Source organism: Rhizobium sp. Leaf384, from assembly GCF_001424065.1.
Lineage (GTDB): Bacteria > Pseudomonadota > Alphaproteobacteria > Rhizobiales > Rhizobiaceae > Ferranicluibacter.
Genome location: NZ_LMQE01000006.1, coordinates 276,744 through 295,013, shown reverse-complemented (window position 1 = coordinate 295,013; position 18,270 = coordinate 276,744). Strand labels below are relative to the sequence as shown.

General features: G+C 64.2%; 9 protein-coding genes. All 9 read right to left on the bottom strand.

The window, feature by feature from the left end; all coding sequences use genetic code 11:
* Window positions 1-2: 2 nt before the first annotated feature.
* The 9 genes from glgA to ilvD all read right to left on the bottom strand — a co-directional run bounded on the left by glgA (window position 3) and on the right by ilvD (window position 18,148).
* Window positions 3-1,442 carry a glycogen synthase GlgA gene (gene glgA, locus ASG25_RS14955; protein ID WP_062475310.1) on the bottom strand — a complete coding sequence of 480 codons (1,440 nt, stop codon included), beginning with the start codon at window positions 1,440-1,442 and terminating at the stop codon, window positions 3-5.
* A 4-nt stretch (window positions 1,443-1,446) separates the two neighbouring features.
* Window positions 1,447-2,706 carry a glucose-1-phosphate adenylyltransferase gene (gene glgC, locus ASG25_RS14950; RefSeq protein ID WP_062475307.1) on the bottom strand — a complete coding sequence of 420 codons (1,260 nt, stop codon included), beginning with the start codon at window positions 2,704-2,706 and terminating at the stop codon, window positions 1,447-1,449.
* 104 nt (window positions 2,707-2,810) lie between these two features.
* Window positions 2,811-5,012 (bottom strand): 1,4-alpha-glucan branching protein GlgB, encoded by a 2,202-nt coding sequence (gene glgB / locus ASG25_RS14945; RefSeq protein ID WP_062475305.1) that lies wholly within the window; start codon window positions 5,010-5,012, stop codon window positions 2,811-2,813.
* Window positions 5,009-7,474, bottom strand: a complete 2,466-nt coding sequence (locus tag ASG25_RS14940; RefSeq protein WP_062475303.1) for a glycogen/starch/alpha-glucan phosphorylase — start codon at window positions 7,472-7,474, stop codon at window positions 5,009-5,011. The genes glgB and ASG25_RS14940 overlap by 4 nt, the downstream gene beginning before the upstream one ends.
* A gap of 316 nt (window positions 7,475-7,790) precedes the next feature.
* Complete coding sequence (locus ASG25_RS14935) at window positions 7,791-9,044, bottom strand: pilus assembly protein (RefSeq protein WP_062475301.1); 1,254 nt, start codon at window positions 9,042-9,044, stop codon at window positions 7,791-7,793.
* Window positions 9,045-9,236: 192 nt separating this feature from the next.
* Window positions 9,237-10,115, bottom strand: a complete 879-nt coding sequence (locus tag ASG25_RS14930) for a transglutaminase family protein (protein ID WP_062475299.1) — start codon at window positions 10,113-10,115, stop codon at window positions 9,237-9,239.
* A 136-nt stretch (window positions 10,116-10,251) separates the two neighbouring features.
* On the bottom strand, window positions 10,252-12,660 hold the full coding sequence (locus ASG25_RS14925; RefSeq protein WP_347360111.1) for a circularly permuted type 2 ATP-grasp protein: 2,409 nt from the start codon (window positions 12,658-12,660) through the stop codon (window positions 10,252-10,254).
* A gap of 33 nt (window positions 12,661-12,693) precedes the next feature.
* Complete coding sequence (locus tag ASG25_RS14920) at window positions 12,694-16,062, bottom strand: transglutaminase family protein (RefSeq protein ID WP_062475293.1); 3,369 nt, start codon at window positions 16,060-16,062, stop codon at window positions 12,694-12,696.
* 247 nt (window positions 16,063-16,309) lie between these two features.
* Window positions 16,310-18,148 (bottom strand): dihydroxy-acid dehydratase, encoded by a 1,839-nt coding sequence (ilvD, locus tag ASG25_RS14915; protein WP_062475291.1) that lies wholly within the window; start codon window positions 18,146-18,148, stop codon window positions 16,310-16,312.
* Window positions 18,149-18,270 lie beyond the last annotated feature (122 nt).

Sequence of the window (18,270 nt, the reverse complement as noted above, 5' to 3'; positions counted from 1 at the left end):
GTTCAACCTTTCGAAAGAAGACCGGCGTAGAGCGCAGCATAGCGCGTGGCACTCATATCCCAGGAGACATCGGATTTCATGCCGCGCATCTGCAGACGCGCCCAGATTTTCGGCTGGCGCCACAGCGAAAAAACGCGACGCAGCGCGCGCCGGAGGCTTTCCTCGGAGACAGGTGAAAACAGGAATCCGGTCGCGACATTGGCGGCCACAGCGGCCTCGTTGGCGTCAATGATCGTATCGGCAAGACCACCCGTGCGCGCTACGACCGGCACGCAGCCATAACGCAGCCCGTACAGCTGCGTCAGGCCGCAGGGCTCGAAGCGTGAGGGCACGAGAATGGCATCCGCGCCGGCCTGCATCAGATGCGACAAAGGTTCGTCATAGCCGGTGACAAGACCCACCCGGCCGGGATGCACGGCAGCGGCTGTCCGGAACGCCGCTTCCAGCGCCGGATCGCCGGAACCCAAGACCGCAAGCGTCGCGCCATTCTCGACGATCATGTCGATCACGCCCGCCAGCACGTCCATGCCTTTCTGGTCCGTCAGGCGGCTGACGACGCAGAAGAGGGGGCCGTCCGTGGCCGTGAGGCCGAAGCGGGCGCGCAGCGCATCGCGGTTTGCCTGGCGCTTTTTCAAGCCCCCGGCGGCATAGGGAGAGGCAATGTGCGGATCGGTCTCCGGATTCCAGACATCCGTGTCGATGCCGTTGACGATGCCGTGGAGATCGGCGATGCGGGCGGCGAGGACACCCTGCAGGCCCATGCCGAATTCCGGGGTCAGGATCTCCTGCGCGTAGGACGGGCTGACCGTGGTGATGGCTGTTGCGGCCATCAGTCCCCCCTTGAGGAAGGATACGTCTCCGTAATATTCGACGCCATGAACCGAGAACGCATCCCAGGGGAGCGCCAGTTCGGGAAAGCTGCTGGCCGGAAACTGGCCACGAAAGGCGATGTTGTGGATCGTCAGCACGGTCGGCACATGCGTTGCGCCGCCACGGTTCATGTAGACGGGCGCCAGTGCTGCCTGCCAGTCATGGCAATGGACGAGATCCGGCGTCCAGTCGGGAAGGATGCCCCGTGCGATTTCGGCCGCGGCCAGCGACAGTGCCGCGAAGCGACGAAAGTTGTCCGGATGGTCGAGGCCTTGCGGATCGAGATACGGTCCGCCCGGCCGGTCGAAGAGCGCAGGTGCGTCCAGCACCAGAAGATCGAGGCCCTCATGATCCACGGCCAGAACGGCTGCGGGATGGCCGAACAGCGTGTCGAAACCGCCGACCCGCGTGGTCACCCCGATCTTTTCCATCACCGCGGGATAGCCGGGCAGCAGGGTGCGCATGCGGATGCCGTGTGGCTTCAACGCCGCGGGCAGGGCGCCCGCGACGTCGGCAAGGCCGCCCGTCTTGATCAGCGGAAAGACTTCCGAGGCGACCGAAAGGACGTTCATCGCCTCACAGTCCCAGCTTGTCGATCATCGGCTGGGTGATCAGGCAGATGCCGTTCTCCGAGCGCCGGAACCGCTTCGCATCGAGGTCGGGATCTTCGCCCACCACGAGGCCTTCGGGGATGACGACGCGGCTGTCGATGACGACGTTCTTCAGCTGCGCGTGACGGCCGATCTTCACGCTCGGCAGGATCACGGCGCCGTCGAGGCGGGAGAAGGAATTCACCCGGACGCCAGTAAACAGCATGCTGCGATTGAGCGATGCACCGGAGATGATGCAGTCGCCCGAGACCAGCGAAGAGGTTGCCGACCCGCGCCGGTTCTCGTCGTCGTGGACGAACTTTGCCGGGGGCTTGATCTCGGCAAAGGTCCAGATCGGCCAGGTGCTGTCGTAGATGTCGAGCTCGGGGGTGACATGAGTCAGGTCGATATTGGCCTGCCAGTAGGCATCGATCGTTCCGACATCGCGCCAATAGGCCTCGCGCTCGAAGTCCGAGCGCACGCAGGATTCGTTGAAGCGGTGGGCGATCGCCTTCCCGTGGCTCACGATGTAGGGAATGATGTCCTTGCCGAAGTCGCGGCTGGAGGTCGGGTCGGCCGCATCGCGCCGCAGGATGTCCATCAGGAACTTCGTGTGGAACACGTAGATGCCCATGGACGCCAGCGCCATTTCCGGGTTGCCGGGGATGCCCGGCGGATCTGCGGGCTTCTCGACGAAGGCGATGATGCGGTCCTGTTCATCGACATGCATGACGCCGAAGCCGGTCGCTTCCATGCGCGGCACTTCGAGGCAGCCGATGGTGACGTCGGCACCGCTGTCCACGTGCTGCTGGAGCATCAGCTCGTAGTCCATCTTGTAGATATGGTCGCCGGCCAGGATCACCATGTACTCGACACCGTGATCCTCGATGATGTCGATGTTCTGGTAGACCGCGTCCGCGGTGCCTTCGTACCACTGTGTTTCCGACACACGCTGGGAGGCCGGCAGGATGTCGAAGCTCTCGTTTCGTTCGGGTCTGAAGAAGTTCCAGCCGTTCTGCAGGTGGCGGATCAGCGAGTGGGCCTTGTATTGCGTCGCGACGCCAATGCGGCGGATGCCGGAATTCAGCGCATTCGACAGGGCAAAGTCGATGATGCGCGCCTTGCCGCCGAAATAGACGGCAGGCTTGGCACGGCGGTCCGTCAGTTCCTTCAGACGGCTCCCGCGGCCGCCGGCCAGAACGTAGGCCATGGCATCACGTGCCAGGGGCTGTATGCGTTTTTCCATTCTATCCTCCCGATTTTGCGGTCTCTTGGCCGGTCTGCCCGCCCTCTCAAACGGGTAGCCCTGCATGTGCTCTTGTGCCGGACGGAAATCCGGCTCGGTCGATGTCAGTCCTGCTCCAGCATCAGCGTGGCAAGGGGCGGCAATGTCAGGTCCGCGCGGATCTCTCCCGACGCGGTGCGCACCGCGTGAACCACGCCCCCATTTCCCTTGCCGCTGCCGCCGTAGATCTCGGCATCGGTGTTGAGGATCTCCCGCCAGCGCCCCTCGGTCGGCAAGGGAATGGAGTAGACCTCGCGGTAGACGGGCGTAAAGTTCGAGATGACGGCGACGGCCTTCTGACCCGGCGCCTTGCGCAACCACGCAAAGACCGAATTGTCGCTGTCGTCGGCGATCAGCCATTCGAAGCCTTCGCCTTCGCAGTCGCGTGCATGCAGCGCCTGCTTGTTGCGATAGGTGCCGTTGAGATCACGGACCAGCCGGCGCATGCCCTGATGCAACGGATACTCGAGCAGGTTCCAGTCAAGACCGCGCTCCTCCGACCATTCCGACCATTGGGCGAACTCCTGTCCCATGAACAGCAGCTTCTTGCCGGGGTAACCCCACATGAAGCCGTAATAGGCCCGCAGATTGGCAAATTTCTGCCAGTCGTCGCCCGGCATCTTGGCGACCAGCGACCCCTTGCCGTGCACCACTTCGTCGTGGGACAGGGGCAGGACGAAGTTCTCGCTGAAGGCGTAGACAAGACCGAAGGTCAGGTCGTTGTGGTGGTGCTTGCGATGGATGGCGTCACGCGCGAGATATTGCAGCGTGTCGTGCATGAACCCCATGTTCCACTTGAAGCCGAAGCCGAGGCCGCCGACATGGACCGGCGCGGAGACGCCGGGCCAGGAGGTGCTTTCCTCCGCGATGGTCAGGATGCCGGGGTGGCTGCCGTAGACCTCCTTGTTCATCGTCTGCAGGAAGCGGACGGCATCGAGATTCTCGTTACCGCCATATTCGTTCGGGACCCATTCGCCGTGCTTTCGCGAATAGTCGAGGTAAAGCATGGATGCCACCGCATCGACGCGCAGCCCATCGAGATGGAATTTCTCGGCCCAGTAGAGCGCGTTGTTGACGAGATAGGCAAATACCTCGGCGCGGCCGAAATTGTAGATCGCCGTGTTCCAGTCCGGGTGAAAACCCTGCCGGGGATCTTCGTGTTCGTAGAGCGCGGTTCCGTCGAACTGGCGCAGCCCATGGGCATCCGTCGGAAAGTGGGCCGGAACCCAGTCGAGGATCACGCCGAGGCCAACCTTGTGGGCGCCGTTGACGAAACGCGCGAAGCCCTCCGGCTCTCCGAAGCGGGCCGTAGGCGCATAGAGCCCCGTCGTCTGGTAACCCCAGGACGGATCGTAGGGAAATTCGCTGACCGGAAGGAATTCGATATGGGTGAAGCCCATGTCGACGCAGTAGGGGATCAGCCGGCTGGCCATCTCGTCCCAGCTCAGGAACGCGCCGTTGTCGCCGCGCTGCCAGGAACCCGCATGCACCTCGTAGATCGAGATCGGCTGACGGCGTGCGTCGGCGGACGCCCAATGCGCACGGTGCGCCTCGTCTTCCCAAACCTGTGCGATCTCCAGGGTGGTGATCGACGCCGTTTCCGGGCGGAGCTCGGAGCGGCGTGCGAACGGATCGGCCTTCAACGGCTGCAGTTGCCCGTCCGGCCCCACGATTTCGAACTTGTAGGGCGTTCCGGCATGGACATCGGGAATGAAGATTTCCCAGATGCCCGTGTCGAGACGCAGGCGCATCACATGTCGACGCCCGTCCCATGCGTTGAAGGCGCCGACTACCGACACCCGGCGCGCGTTCGGCGCCCAGACGGCGAAGTGGAAACCATCGACGCCCTCGTGACGCACGGGGTGGGCGCCCAGCTTGTCGAACAGGCGAAGATGCGAACCCTCGCGAATATAGTAATCGTCTATCGGTCCGAGGACGGGACCGAAGCTGTAGGGATCGGTGACGGTCCAGCTGCCGCCGGCATTCTCGGCCCGGTAACGCAGGGGTTGTGCCTTGCGCAGGCCGACGATGCCCTCGAAGAAGCCGGCATCGTGGCGAAGCGCGAGCGCCCCGAGATCCTTGCCGGCCAGCGTCTCGACCGACACGTGGGTGGCGCCCGGCAGGAAGCACCGGACCACGACATCCTTGCCAACCATGTGCGGCCCGAGGCTCGCAAACGGATTGGTATGCGTGCCCTCGATGAAGGCTGCTACCTCGTCATCCGACAGATAGGCCGTCGCCGAGACCTCTTTCAGCTCGGAGGTCATCCGGCTCTCCAAATCTCATCGGCATACTGCCGAATCGTCCTGTCCGACGAGAACCAGCCCATCCGCGCCGTGTTGCGAATGGTCTTGCCATACCACTGCTTGGTATCGGTCCAGATCGCGTCGACCTCGCGCTGCGCTTTCGCATAGGCGTCGAAGTCGGCTGCAACCATGAACCAGTCGTGGGCGTAGATGCCGTCGATCAGGCCGGCAAAGCGGCTGCGGTCGTCGGGCGAGAACACGCCGGAGGCCACCGCCTGGAGCGCCTGCGAAAGTTCGCGCGACGCCTCGATGACGGCCCGGGGTTCGTGGCCGTCTCGACGCAGGTTGGAAACCTCTTCCGCCGTCATTCCGAAAATCTTGATGTTCTCCTCACCCACGCAATCGCGCATCTCGACATTGGCGCCATCGAGCGTGCCGATCGTCAGCGCACCATTCAACGCGAACTTCATGTTGCCGGTTCCGGACGCTTCCATCCCGGCCGTCGAAATCTGTTCCGACAGGTCGGCCGCCGGCACCATGATCTCCGCGAGCGAGACGTTGTAGTTCGGAATGAAGACGATCTTCAGCAGGCCGCGGACGGCAGGGTCGTTGTTGATGACCCGGGCCACGTCGTTCGCCAGCTTGATGATGAGCTTGGCATTGTGATAGCTCGGCGCTGCCTTGCCGGCAAAAAGCTTGACGCGCGGAACCCAGTCCAGCTCGGGATGCGAGCGAATCTGGTCGTAGAGCGAGATCGCCTCGATGATGTTCAAGAGCTGGCGCTTGTATTCGTGGATCCGCTTGATCTGGATGTCGAACATGGCTGAGGGGTTGATGCGGATGCCCATCCGGCTCTGGACGAGTTGCGCCAGACGCACCTTATTGTCGCGCTTGATGGCGGCGAAGCGTTCCTGGAAGACGGGGTTGTCGGCATGGGCATCCAGCGCCTTCAGGGCCTCGGCATCGTCCATGAAATCGTCGCCGATCGTCTCGCGGATCAGCGAAAAGAGCTCGGGATTGCACTGCATCAGCCAGCGGCGCGGCGTGATGCCGTTGGTCTTGTTGTTGATGCGCTTGGGGTACAGCTTGTGCAGGTCGGCAAACACCGTGATCTTCATGAGATCCGTGTGGAGTGCGGAAACGCCGTTGATCGAGTGCGAGCCGACGAAGGCGAGATTGCCCATGCGGACGCGGCGGTCGCCGCTTTCGTCGATCAGGGAGATGTTGCGCACCTGCTGGTCGCTATAATCCGGCAGCTTGCGCGCCTCGATCAGGATTTTCGCGTTGATCGCGTAGATGATCTGCATGTGCCGCGGCAGAAGGCGCTCGAAGAGCGGGACGGGCCAGGTTTCCAGAGCCTCGGGCAGCAACGTGTGATTGGTGTAGGAGAACGTGCGGCGGGCAAGGTCCCAGGCCGTGTCGAAATCGATGCCGTGGACGTCCGTCAGCAGGCGGACCAGTTCTGCGACCGAGACGGCGGGATGCGTATCGTTCAGCTGGATGGCGACCTTGTCCGGCAGCGATGTGAAGTCCGGATACTGCTGGAGATGGCGGCGCAGGATGTCCTGCAGCGACGCCGAGGAGAAGAAGAACTCCTGGCGCAGGCGCAGTTCCTGGCCGGCCGGCGTCGCGTCTGCCGGATAGAGCACGCGGGCAAGCGCCTCGGCCTTGTTGCTTTCGCGCAGCGCACCGATGTGGTCGCCGGCATTGAAGGCGTCGAGCAGGATGGGATCGATCGGGTGGGCACTCCAGAGGCGCAGCGTATTGGTGCGCTTGCCGCGCCAGCCGACGACCGGCGTGTCGCAGGCCGTGGCGATCACGCGCTCTGCCGGCTTCCAGACATAGCGGGTCAGTTCCTCGTCGATGTTGACCGTTTCGACCGAGCCGCCGAAACCGATCTCGTAGGAGCTTTCGCGCCGCTCGAACTCCCAGGGGTTGCCATGCGCCAGCCAGGTTTCCGGCAGCTCGACCTGCCAGCCGTCGGCCATCTGCTGGCGGAAAAGGCCGTGGACATAACGGATGCCGTAGCCGTAGGCCGGTATGTCGACGCTTGCCATGCTTTCCATGAAACAGGCAGCGAGCCGGCCAAGACCGCCATTGCCGAGGGCGGCGTCCGGCTCCAGTTCGGCGATCACGTCGATATCGACGCCGAAGGAGGCCAAGGCTTCCTTCAACTCGTCCATCAGGCCGATATTGGTCACGGCATCGCGCATCAGGCGACCAATGAGGAACTCGAGCGAGAGGTAATAGACGCGCTTGGAGCTCTCGGAATACGCCTTGCGGGTGGACTCCATCCAGTTGTCGGTGATGCGGTCGCGCACGACCAGGATAGCGGCCGTCAGCCAGTCGTGCGGCTTGGCCACTTTCGGGTCCTTGCCGATGCGGTAGGTCAGGCGCTCGATGATCTCCTGCGCCAGAATTTCGGCGCTCGACTCACGGCGTGCGGCGTGCGGAATTTTCTCATTGGAGATATGGCTGACCATGGATCCGGGCTACCCTCTTGAACGTTGTTCCGACACCACCGATGGCGCATGCCGACAGAGATTTTCCGCAATGTATGCACCGATACGAAGCGCTTGCAATAAGTGTTTTCAAGAGGATGTAAAATGAACCCGGGGCGTGGCGTCCGCATGCCGACCGTCTTTAGCCGGCTCGGTCGCGCGTGCAAGGGGTAGGCCGCCGCTGACGCCGAAGACTTCCCGACAGCCCAGGACATGCGGTCGAGCTGGAGGCCTGCGCGCGCAAAAACCGCGCGAACGGATCGCGCGGTTTCTCAGTCCTTCAGGGATCAAACGGTGACTATTGCGTCAGCCGGACCACGAGGCTGCTGGCCTTGTCGCCGATCGCCTTGAATGCGGCGACGAGATCCTCGCTCTTTTCCGCCTGGAAGTAGTAACTGGCATCCGTTGCGCAGCCTTGAAGCAGCGTTTGGCCGCGCTTGGGTGCCTTGAAGGCGACGGTAAAGACCTTGATGCCGTCTTCCCGGGCCTTGTCGCAATAGAACTTCGTGGCATCGTCGGATCGGGTCGCCTGCGCGGCGCCGGTCTTGTTCTGGAAATAGTTGTTTTCGCCATCCGTCATGAAGACGATGTATTTGGTCGGCACGGCGCCACTTTTCTGGGCGTGGGCCTGCAGCTCGCTGGCCTTCGACAGATCGCGATAGGCCGATGTGAAGGCGTCGCTGGAGTCGGTTCCCCCCGAGGCGATCAGAGCGTTGACATAGGTCTCCGTGCTGGCGGTGCCCCAGGACAGGGTGCCGGCCGGATCCTGTGCATTGTTGTAGGAAACGGCCGACGTTCTCACATAGTCCGCGTTCGGGTCGGCGGTCTTCAACTGGGTGAGGAGGCTTTTGACCGCCTTCTTCAGCGTATCGATCTTGGAGACGTAGCAGGGCACGTTCCACTTGGATTTCGGCCAATAGGCTTCCTCGTAGATATAGCAGCCGCTGGTCGAAGGGTCCGTCGTGTCCGTCTTCCAGGCCATCGATCCGGAGCGATCGAGCACGAGCACCATGGACAGGGCATTCTTCGTTTCCGATACGCCCTCCGACTTGCCGGTGGCGGCGAGGTTGACGACGCCGCTGCTGAGGAGGCGGGTCATGGCATTGAGTTCGACGGTCAGCGTGGTCTGGACACTGATGTCGTAAGCCTTGGCGCCCGTCTGAAGGGTTTTGGGCTCGATCGAGATCACCGTATTGTCGATCAGCTCCTGGTCTGCCTTCGCCTGTTTGGCGCCGGCTTCGGCTCCGGCTGCGCCGGCGCCATCCGGCACGAGGCTCGACGCGGTGGTTCGCATCGCCGTCACCAGATAGTCGCGTGCCGTCTTCTTGGCCTCGTCCACACTCATATGCTTGTTTGCAAGCCCTGACGCTGCGGCCAGCGCACCGCTGTCGACGGCTGCCTGCAACCGGTTCTTTTGCAGGACGATGTTGGTCGTGTCGACCGCGACGCCGGCACCGAAGAGAACGACGGGAAGGACCATGGCCGCCATCAGCGCGATGTTGCCGCTCCTGTCCTTCAGGCTGCGTCCGACCAAGCCGATCATGCCTGTCATATCCGTCTCCCGCGTTCACGTTCCGCTCGACGATGGTTCTGTCGCCAGCCGTCGCCCCCGAATAGCAGGGCTTCGTTGGCGCTCGCTTACGAGAGACGTTAAACTTTTACGGGCATCGCGGATTTTCGTCGCCGGCCTGTCCCGCGGGCGGGACAGGTGGTGCGGAACGGCACAGATGAGGGCGGGGCAGCGTCAGGAGACGGGCACGACGTCGACCGCCTGATCCGTTTTGTGGCTGCCATAGCTTTTGAGAACGCCGATGACCGGGGCGACATCGGAATAGTCGCGTCCGTGACCGACGACGATGTGGTCGGTGCCGGCCGGGACGTTGTTGGTCGGGTCGAGCTCCACCCAGCCCAGCGTCTTGCCGCACCAGACGCGCACCCAGGCGTGCATCGCGTCGGCCCCTTCCAGGCGCTCCTTGCCCGGCGGCGGCAGCGTGCGCAGAAAGCCGCTGACATAGCCGGCGGGAATGCCGAGCGCACGCAGCGCGACGATCATGATATGCGCGAAATCCTGGCACACGCCCTTTTTCAGGCGGAAGGCCTCGATCGGGGTGCTGTCGACGGACGTCGCCTTGGGATCGTATTTGAAATCCCTGTAGATCCGCTCGCACAGGAGACCGGCGATCTCGCGAACCGTCATGCCGGGCTTGGCAATTCCGCGGGCATAGGCCGCGATCGTCGGATCCTCGGCAAGGCGGGGGCTCGGTGCGAGGAAATGGTGTGGCGAACCGGCATCGAGCGACCAGACGGCACCGATCTCCGCAGGGAAGGCGGCAAGATCCGGCGAGAAGTCGGCCGTCGGCATGGCCGCATCCAGCTGCACCCGCGCCTTCATATGGATCACCAGTTCGTCATGCAACTTGCGAAAAAGGATGGACGTCGCCGGGTTCTGGAAGAAGTCGAACATGTCGGTCCGCTCCTCGGGCACGGGGGAGCAGGTGACGGTGCCGGCCACCAGCCGTTGGCGCGCGGGCAGGGACAGGGGCAGGACGCGCACGATATGGCGCCCGCCGGACACCGGGATCTCGTAGCTGTAGGTGATCTTGAGGCTGATGTCGTAGAGCATGGATCCGCCGCGCCTGTCGCCCCGCCCTGCCGCGTGGCAGAGCCGTCCGTCCCACTCTATGCCCTGTTTGACGCAGCGGCGCATTAGAAAAGCAGCGACCGGAAGAAGCTTGTGACACGTGCCTTCGTGACGCCGGTCAGCTCAGATAGGTCTGGGCGAGAATGTCGGAGAAACGCTCCATTTCCTTTTCGAGATGATCGTAGACCTCGCTGGTCATCCCCTCGGGCGTCATGACCGCAAGACCCGAGTGCAAGCGTACCGCCTCGCGATAGAAGGGCGACATCTGGCCGTTGGCATAGGCGTTTGGCAGTTGCTCGACTTCGGCGCGGATCTCGTTCAGCTGGTAGAGGATGGACCGTGGGTTGAGCGGGTCGAGCGCCAGGAGGTCGGTCACCGTCAAGGGGGCCGTGTTCACGTTGTAGCGGCGCCGGTGGGTCATCACGCTGTCGCCGATTTCCAGCAACATGTCGAGCGATCCGTCCGGCGCATCCCGGCCGGACATGTGGCCGAGCAGGCGAGTCATATGCATGCCGCGCTCGAGATATCGTCCGATCGACAGAAAGCGCCAGCCGGTGAAGCGGTACATGTTTTCGTGCACGAGACCGGCAAAGCCGGCAAGCTTGCGCAGCAGGATGGTCATGGCATGCGTCGCGTCATCGCCGGCCTCGACCGTCGCCCGAAATTTCCGTACCGTTTTCGACAGATCGTTCAGCGCGAGCCAGCCATCGGCGGAAAAGCGGTCGCGGATATTGCTCGCAGAGTAGAGAGCGCTGTCGATATTGGCGACGAGGCTATCGGGCACGGGCTGCGCGCTGTCGATGTCGAGCACTTTCAGATAGTCGGAAACGTTCTTCAGCAGCGGCATTTCGCTGTTGGCATTTTCGGCGAAGCGCCCGTGCCAGGCGCGCAGGATGCGCAGCGCGCCTTCCGAACGTTCGATATAGCGGCCGAGCCAGAAGAGATTGTCGGCCGCGCGGCTCGGCAGGCTGCCGGGCATGGTGCGGATGAAGGTTTCGTCGGAGGTGAGGAGGGTGGTGCGCTCGACGGGGCGATCGCTGACGATCCAGACGTCGGCTGCGGAGCCGCCCGCCTGCATGGCGATGGCCGCGGCATCCGCGCCGCTGGAAATCCGCGCAAAGCCGCCGGGCATGACCTGCCAGCCGTTCCGCGTCCGGGCGAGGTAGACGCGCAGACTCATCGGGCGCGGTGTAAGCTTGCCATCGACCCAGGCCGGCGTCGTCGACAGGGTGACGACCTCCTGGCCGACCAGTTTCTGCCCCTCATTCTCCAGCCAGTCGCGGATCGACAGCTTGGCGGTTTCGCGCATCGCTGATCCCAGAACCGACTGGCCGTTGTCGTCGAAAAAGGGGCGAGTCGAATAGGCAGGCCCGATGACCATCTTCTCGATGTTGCGCGCCACCTGCTCCCGTTCCGGCTTCTGCCCGCACCACCAGGTGGCGATGCTCGGCAGCAGCAGATCCTCCCCGAGCAGATGATGGCAGATGGTCGGCATGAAGGCGAGAAGCGCGCGTGTTTCCAGAATGCCGGAGCCGAGCGCGTTGACGATCGACACGGTGCCGGCGCGCAACGCTGCCAGAAGACCGGGCGTGCCGATATGGGAGCGCTGATTGAGCTCGAGGGGATCGGCGAAGGAGGAGTCCAGCCGTCGCCAGAGAATGCCGACCGGCTTCAGGCCGGCGACGGTGCGCACCATCACGCGCCCGTCCACCACGGTGAGGTCCTCGCCTTCCAGCAGCATGAAGCCGAGATAGCGGGCGATATAGGCGTGTTCGAAATAGGTCTCGTTGGCAACGCCCGGCGTCAGCACGGCGATGCGGTCATCCGGCGAACGCTTGCGCATCTGCAGGGCATCGCGGAAGGCGACGAAAAAGCGGGCGAGACGATGGACATGGGTTTCGGCGTAGATGTCGGAGAAGGCGCGTGTCGTCGCGACCCGGTTTTCGAGTGCGAAGCCGGCGCCGGATGGGGCTTCCGTGCGGTCGGCGAGCACCCACCAGTTTCCGTCCGGGCCACGCCCGATCTCGAACGACACGAAGTGCAGGAAATTGCCGTCGGCTGGCTTTACGCCGACCATGGGGCGGAGGAATTCCGCGTTCCCGCCGACGAGGGACGGCGGCAGAAAGCCTTCGTTGACGAGCGTGTTGGGCCCGTAAATGTCGGCCGCGATCCGCTCCAGCAGGTCGGCGCGCTGGATGAGACCGCGCGACAGGTTCTCCCATTCGCGCTCGGCGATCAGCACGGGGATATGCGACAGCGGCCAGTTGCGTTCGGAGTTTTCCTTCGTCCCATAGGCGCGATAGAAGACGCCGGCATCCCGGAGATACCGATCGGCGCGGGCGAAGCGGTTGGCTAGCTCCGCCGCATCCATGCGGCCGATGGCGGAAACGAGATTCTGCCAGACCGGCCGCACCTTGCCGTGTGCATCCACCATCTCGTCCGCGATGCCGGGAAGCGCGCGATAGTCGGCGACCGGGTTGTCGCCCTTGGCGCTCCCGGCGCTCGTGCTACCGTGTCTCCCCTTGATGGCCTCTGCCGTCGGCTTTTGTGTCATGTCGCTTTACAGTCCCGCAGGCCGGCGCAGGTCCAGGGTGAAGGGAAACTCCGGCGAGGGCGGTTCCGGCGCCAGCACATAGCCGCCGGCCGTATGACCCCAGGGCTCGAACCGCGCCAGCCGCCGCGCTTCCGCCTCGTTGCCGTTGACCGGGAACGTGTCGTAGTTGCGGCCGCCGGGATGGGCTACATGGTAGATGCAGCCGCCGATCGAACGTTGCGACCAGGTGTCGTAAATATCGAAGGTCAGGGGCGTGTTGACCGGCAGCACCGGGTGCAGCCCGGCAGCCGGCTGCCAGGCCTTGTAGCGCACGCCGGCGACGGAGACGCCGTTCACGCCCGTCGCGTTGAGCGGCACCGGGCGGCCGTTGCAGGCCACGGTATAGCGGCCGGGATTGGCGGTCTCGAAGCGCACCTGCAAGCGTTCGACCGAGCTGTCGACGTAGCGCACGGTCCCGCCAATCGCACCCTGCTCGCCCATGACGTTCCAGGGCTCCAGCGCCTGTCGCAGCTCGAGTTTCGCCCCCTCGTAGGTCACCTCGCCGCAGAACGGGAAGCGGAACTCCAGCTGCGCCTCGAACCATTCCGGACGGAAATCGAAGCCGTTGGCGCGGAGGTCGGCGAGGACGTCGAGGAAGTCGGCCCAGACATGGTGCGGCAGCATGAAGCGGTCGTGCAGGGTCGTACCCCAGCGCACGAGACGGCCATCGATCGGATTTTGCCAGAAACGGGCGATGAGGGCGCGCACCAGAAGCTGCTGGGCGAGCGACATGCGCGCGTTCGGCGGCATTTCAAAGCCGCGGAACTCGACGAGGCCGAGACGACCGGTCGGGCCATCGGGCGAGAACAGCTTGTCGATGCAGATTTCCGAGCGATGCGTGTTGCCGGTCACGTCCGTCAGAAGGTTGCGGAACAGGCGGTCGGTCAGCCAGGGCAGCGGCGGCACGCCCTCGCCGGGCAGCGGCACCTGCGCCATGGCGGTCTCGAGCTCGTAGAGACTGTCGTGACGCGCCTCGTCGATGCGCGGCGCCTGGCTGGTCGGGCCGATGAACATGCCTGAGAACAGGTAGGAGAGCGACGGGTGGCGCTGCCAGTGGATCACGAGACTTTTCAACAGGTCCGGACGACGAAGGAACGGGCTGTCGTTCGGGTTTCGTCCGCCGACCACCACGTGATTGCCGCCGCCGGTGCCGGTGTGGCGACCGTCGATCATGAACTTGTCCGCCCCCAGCCGCGACTGGCGCGCCTCCTCGTAGATGACCGAGGTGATGTCGACGCATTCCTGCCAGCTTGCGGCCGGATGCACGTTGACTTCAATGACGCCGGGATCCGGGGCGACGCGCATGACGTTGACGCGCTCGTCATGCGGCGGCGCGTATCCTTCGATATGGACGGCCAGTCCCAGGTCGCTCGCGGCCGTTTCGGCGGCGGCGATCAGGTCGAGATAGTCCTCGATCCGCTCCACGGGCGGCATGAAGACGCAGAGGCGGCCGTTCTGGGGCTCGACGGTCATCGCCGTGCGCACGGCGCCGCCAATCTCGGCCAGCACCTGTTCGTTGCGGTCCTGCTGCGCTTCCGCAGCCTGGAAGGAGGCTTCCGCCATCGCGCGATCGGGTTTCTGGGCTGCGGCGGAGCGGTCCGCACCGACGGGAAAGTCCGGCAGGGAGGCGCGGGGGATCGAAGGGTCGGCCTCGTGGATATAGGGAAACTGGGATGGCGGAATATAGGGCAGGGCGCCGAGCGGGATGCGGTAGCCGACCGGGCTGTCGCCCGGCACGAGAAAGATCTTGCCCCGGCGCGTACGCCAGCGTTCGCTCATCCACCGGCGACCGGCCGCCTGCTCGCCCGAGGCGTGCGCATTCCAGGCCTGTACGGGCAGCACGAAGCCGGTGGGGACCGTCAGTCCGCGCTCGAAGACGCGGGCGATGCGGCTGCGTTCCTCGGCATCCTTCAGCTTGGAATTGGACGGATCGACATTTTCCGGCAGGCTGCCTTCCTTGATGATCCATTCTGCCGGATCTTCATAGGCCGGCAGGACCATGTCCGGCTCGATCCCGAGCGCCACGGCAATGCCGGTCAGCAGCTTTTCGGCTTCTTCCGGTCCCGCCTTGGTGTCCACGTGCTCGCGCGCGACGAGATCCGGATTGCGCCAGATCGGCACGCCATCGCGGCGCCAATAGAGCGAGAAGGTCCAGCGCGGCAGACTTTCGCCAGGATACCACTTTCCCTGACCGTAGTGGAGGAAGCCGCCGGGGGCGAAACGCTCGCGCAGGCGCCGGATCAGGTCGTCGGCCTTGGCGCGCTTCGTCGGTCCGACCGCGTCCGTGTTCCATTCGCCGGATTCGAAGTCGTCGATCGACACGAAGGTCGGCTCTCCCCCCATGGTCAGGCGGACGTCGTTGGCTGTAAGCGCGGCGTCCACCTCGTGGCCGAGCGCGTTCAGGGCGTCCCAGCTCTGGTCGGAAAACGGCTTGGTGATCCGCGGATGCTCGGCGACACGGTCGACCCGCATCTCGAAAGCGAAGGCGGTCTGCGTGTCCGGATCGCCGGAAAAGCCGCCGGCGATCGGCGCGGCGTTGCTGTAGTGCGGCGTGGCCGACAGCGGAATATGGCTTTCGCCTGTGAGGAGGCCCGAGGTCGGATCGAGCCCGACCCAGCCGGCGCCGGGAAGATAGACCTCGCACCAGGCGTGCAGGTCGGTGAAATCGACCTCGGTGCCGGAGGGCCCGTCAAGGGCCTTCAAATCCGGCGCCAGCTGGATGAGATAGCCGGATACGAAGCGTGCGGCGAGGCCGAGATGGCGCAGGATCTGGACGAGAAGCCAGCTGCTGTCGCGGCAGGAGCCGAGCGCCTTCGTCAGGGTCTCCTCGGGCGTCTGCACGCCGGGCTCCATGCGGATGACGTAGTTGACCGCCTGCTGCAGACGCATGTTGATGCCGACCACGAAGTCGACCGTGTTCATCGGCGTGCGGTCGAGGCCATCGAGATAGGCCTGGAGGGCAGGGCCGGCCGGCTCCGGCCGGCTGTAGATCTCCAGGTCTTGCCGGATATCGGCGGGATAGTCGAAGGGCCAGGTCTCGGCGCTTTCTTCCACGAAGAAATCGAACGGATTGTAGACGGTCATGTCGGCCACGAGATCGACTTCGATCTTGAACTCGGTCACCGGGTCGGGGAAGACGTACCGCGCGAGGTAGCTGCCATAGGGATCCTGCTGCAGGGTCACGAAATGGTTGGCAGGGGTTACCTTGAGGGAATGGCTCAGCACCTTCGTCTTGGAATGCGGGGCCGGCTTCAGCCGGATCACCTGCGGGCCGAGGCGGACCGGCCGGTCATAGGTGTAATGGGTCAGATGATAGATGCTGGCTTTGATCGACATGCGGTCCCCTCGATGACGGATGGTGGCCATCATGCCGGGACTGTGTGCAATGCAACGAAATAAAGCAAGGCTGAAAAATCGGCAGGTCGTCTGCTGCGACGGGACCGGATCACGCGCTGTCTTGCTGCCGAGGCAGGCTGCGGTCCGACCGCCATCGACCGGTTTTGTCAGCGATCGTCACCCGCGCCGGCCCGCTTTGGGCCGCCGGGATCCGGGCCTGCCGTCAGCGGCAGGCCCGGATGTTTTCCTACTCGGGCAGGATGCGGACGGCACCGCGGTCGGCCGAGGTTGCGAAGGCGGCATAGGCCTTCAGCGCCGTCGTAACCTTGCGCTTGCGCTCTTCCGTCGGCTTCCAGCCATAGGCATCCTGCTCCCTTCGGCGCTGCGCCAGCTCGTCTTCGGAAACGCGCAGCGAGATCGTGCGATTGGGGATGTCGATATCGATCATGTCGCCTTCGCGCACGAGGCCGATCGTGCCGCCATTGGCCGCTTCCGGGGAAACGTGACCGATCGAGAGACCGGACGTGCCGCCCGAGAAGCGCCCGTCGGTGATGAGCGCGCAGGCTTTCCCCAGGCCCTTCGATTTCAGGTAGCTCGTGGGATAGAGCATTTCCTGCATGCCGGGGCCGCCCTTCGGGCCTTCGTAGCGGATGACGACGACGTCGCCCGCGACCACCTGGTTGGAGAGGATCGCCTTGACGGACGCATCCTGGCTTTCAAAGACGCGGGCGGGGCCCGAGAATTTGAGGATGGACTCGTCCACGCCGGCCGTCTTCACGATGCAGCCGTCGAGCGCGATGTTGCCCTTGAGCACGGCAAGGCCCCCATCCTTGGAGAAGGGGTGCTGCGCGTCGCGGATGACGCCCTTTTCACGGTCGAAATCGAGCTCCTTCCAGCGGGCGCTCTGGCTGAAGGCCACCTGCGTCGGCACGCCGCCGGGTGCGGCGGAAAAGAGTTCGAGTGCGGCGGGATTGTCGGTAACGGCAATGTCCCATTGCGACAGCGCATCGCCGAGCGTTTTTGCGTGCACGGTCGGCAGATCGGCATTGATGAGGCCGGCCCGGTTCAGTTCGCCCAGGATCGCCATGATGCCGCCCGCGCGATGCACGTCTTCCATGTGGACGTCGGCCTTGGCCGGCGCCACCTTCGACAGGCAGGGCACCTTGCGCGACAGCCGGTCGATGTCGTCGAGGTTGAAATCGATTTCGCCTTCGTGGGCGGCGGCCAGAATGTGCAGGACGGTGTTGGTCGAGCCGCCCATGGCGATGTCGAGCGCCATCGCATTCTCGAACGCGCCCTTGGAGGCGATCGTGCGCGGCAGCGCGGTTTCGTCGTCCTGTTCATAGTAGCGCTTGGTCAGGCCGACGATGCTGCGGCCGGCCTCCAGGAACAGCTTCTCGCGATCCGAATGCGTGGCGAGCGTCGAACCGTTGCCGGGCAGGGACAGGCCGAGCGCTTCCGTCAGACAGTTCATCGAATTTGCGGTAAACATGCCGGAGCAGGAGCCGCAGGTCGGGCACGCGGACCGCTCGATGGTCTGGACGTCGGCATCCGACATGTTGTCGTCGGCCGCAGCCACCATGGCGTCCACGAGGTCGAGCGCGTGGATTTTGCCATCGGACAAAAGCACCTTGCCGGCTTCCATCGGACCACCGGAGACGAAGATGGTCGGGATGTTAAGGCGCAGCGAAGCCATCAGCATGCCGGGCGTGATCTTGTCGCAGTTGGAAATGCAGACCATCGCGTCGGCGCAATGGGCATTCACCATGTATTCGACCGAGTCGGCGATGATCTCGCGCGACGGCAGCGAGTAGAGCATGCCGTCATGGCCCATGGCGATGCCGTCATCGACCGCGATCGTGTTGAATTCCTTGGCAACGCCGCCGGACGCTTCGATCTCCCGGGCGACCAGCTGGCCGAGGTCCTTCAGGTGCACGTGGCCCGGCACGAACTGGGTGAAGGAGTTGACCACGGCGATGATCGGCTTACCAAAGTCGCTGTCCTTCATGCCGGTGGCGCGCCACAGGCCGCGGGCGCCGGCCATGTTGCGGCCGTGGGTGGTGGTTCTGGAGCGATAGGCTGGCATGGCGTTTCCTCGAGGCGTTGGTGAGGATCGGGCGGGGCCTGATATTCGCTTGGGCGCGACGTCCGACGACAGTTTCGGGGCGTCCTAGCGTAAAACTGCCGTCGCGTCACGGTCTTCTCACG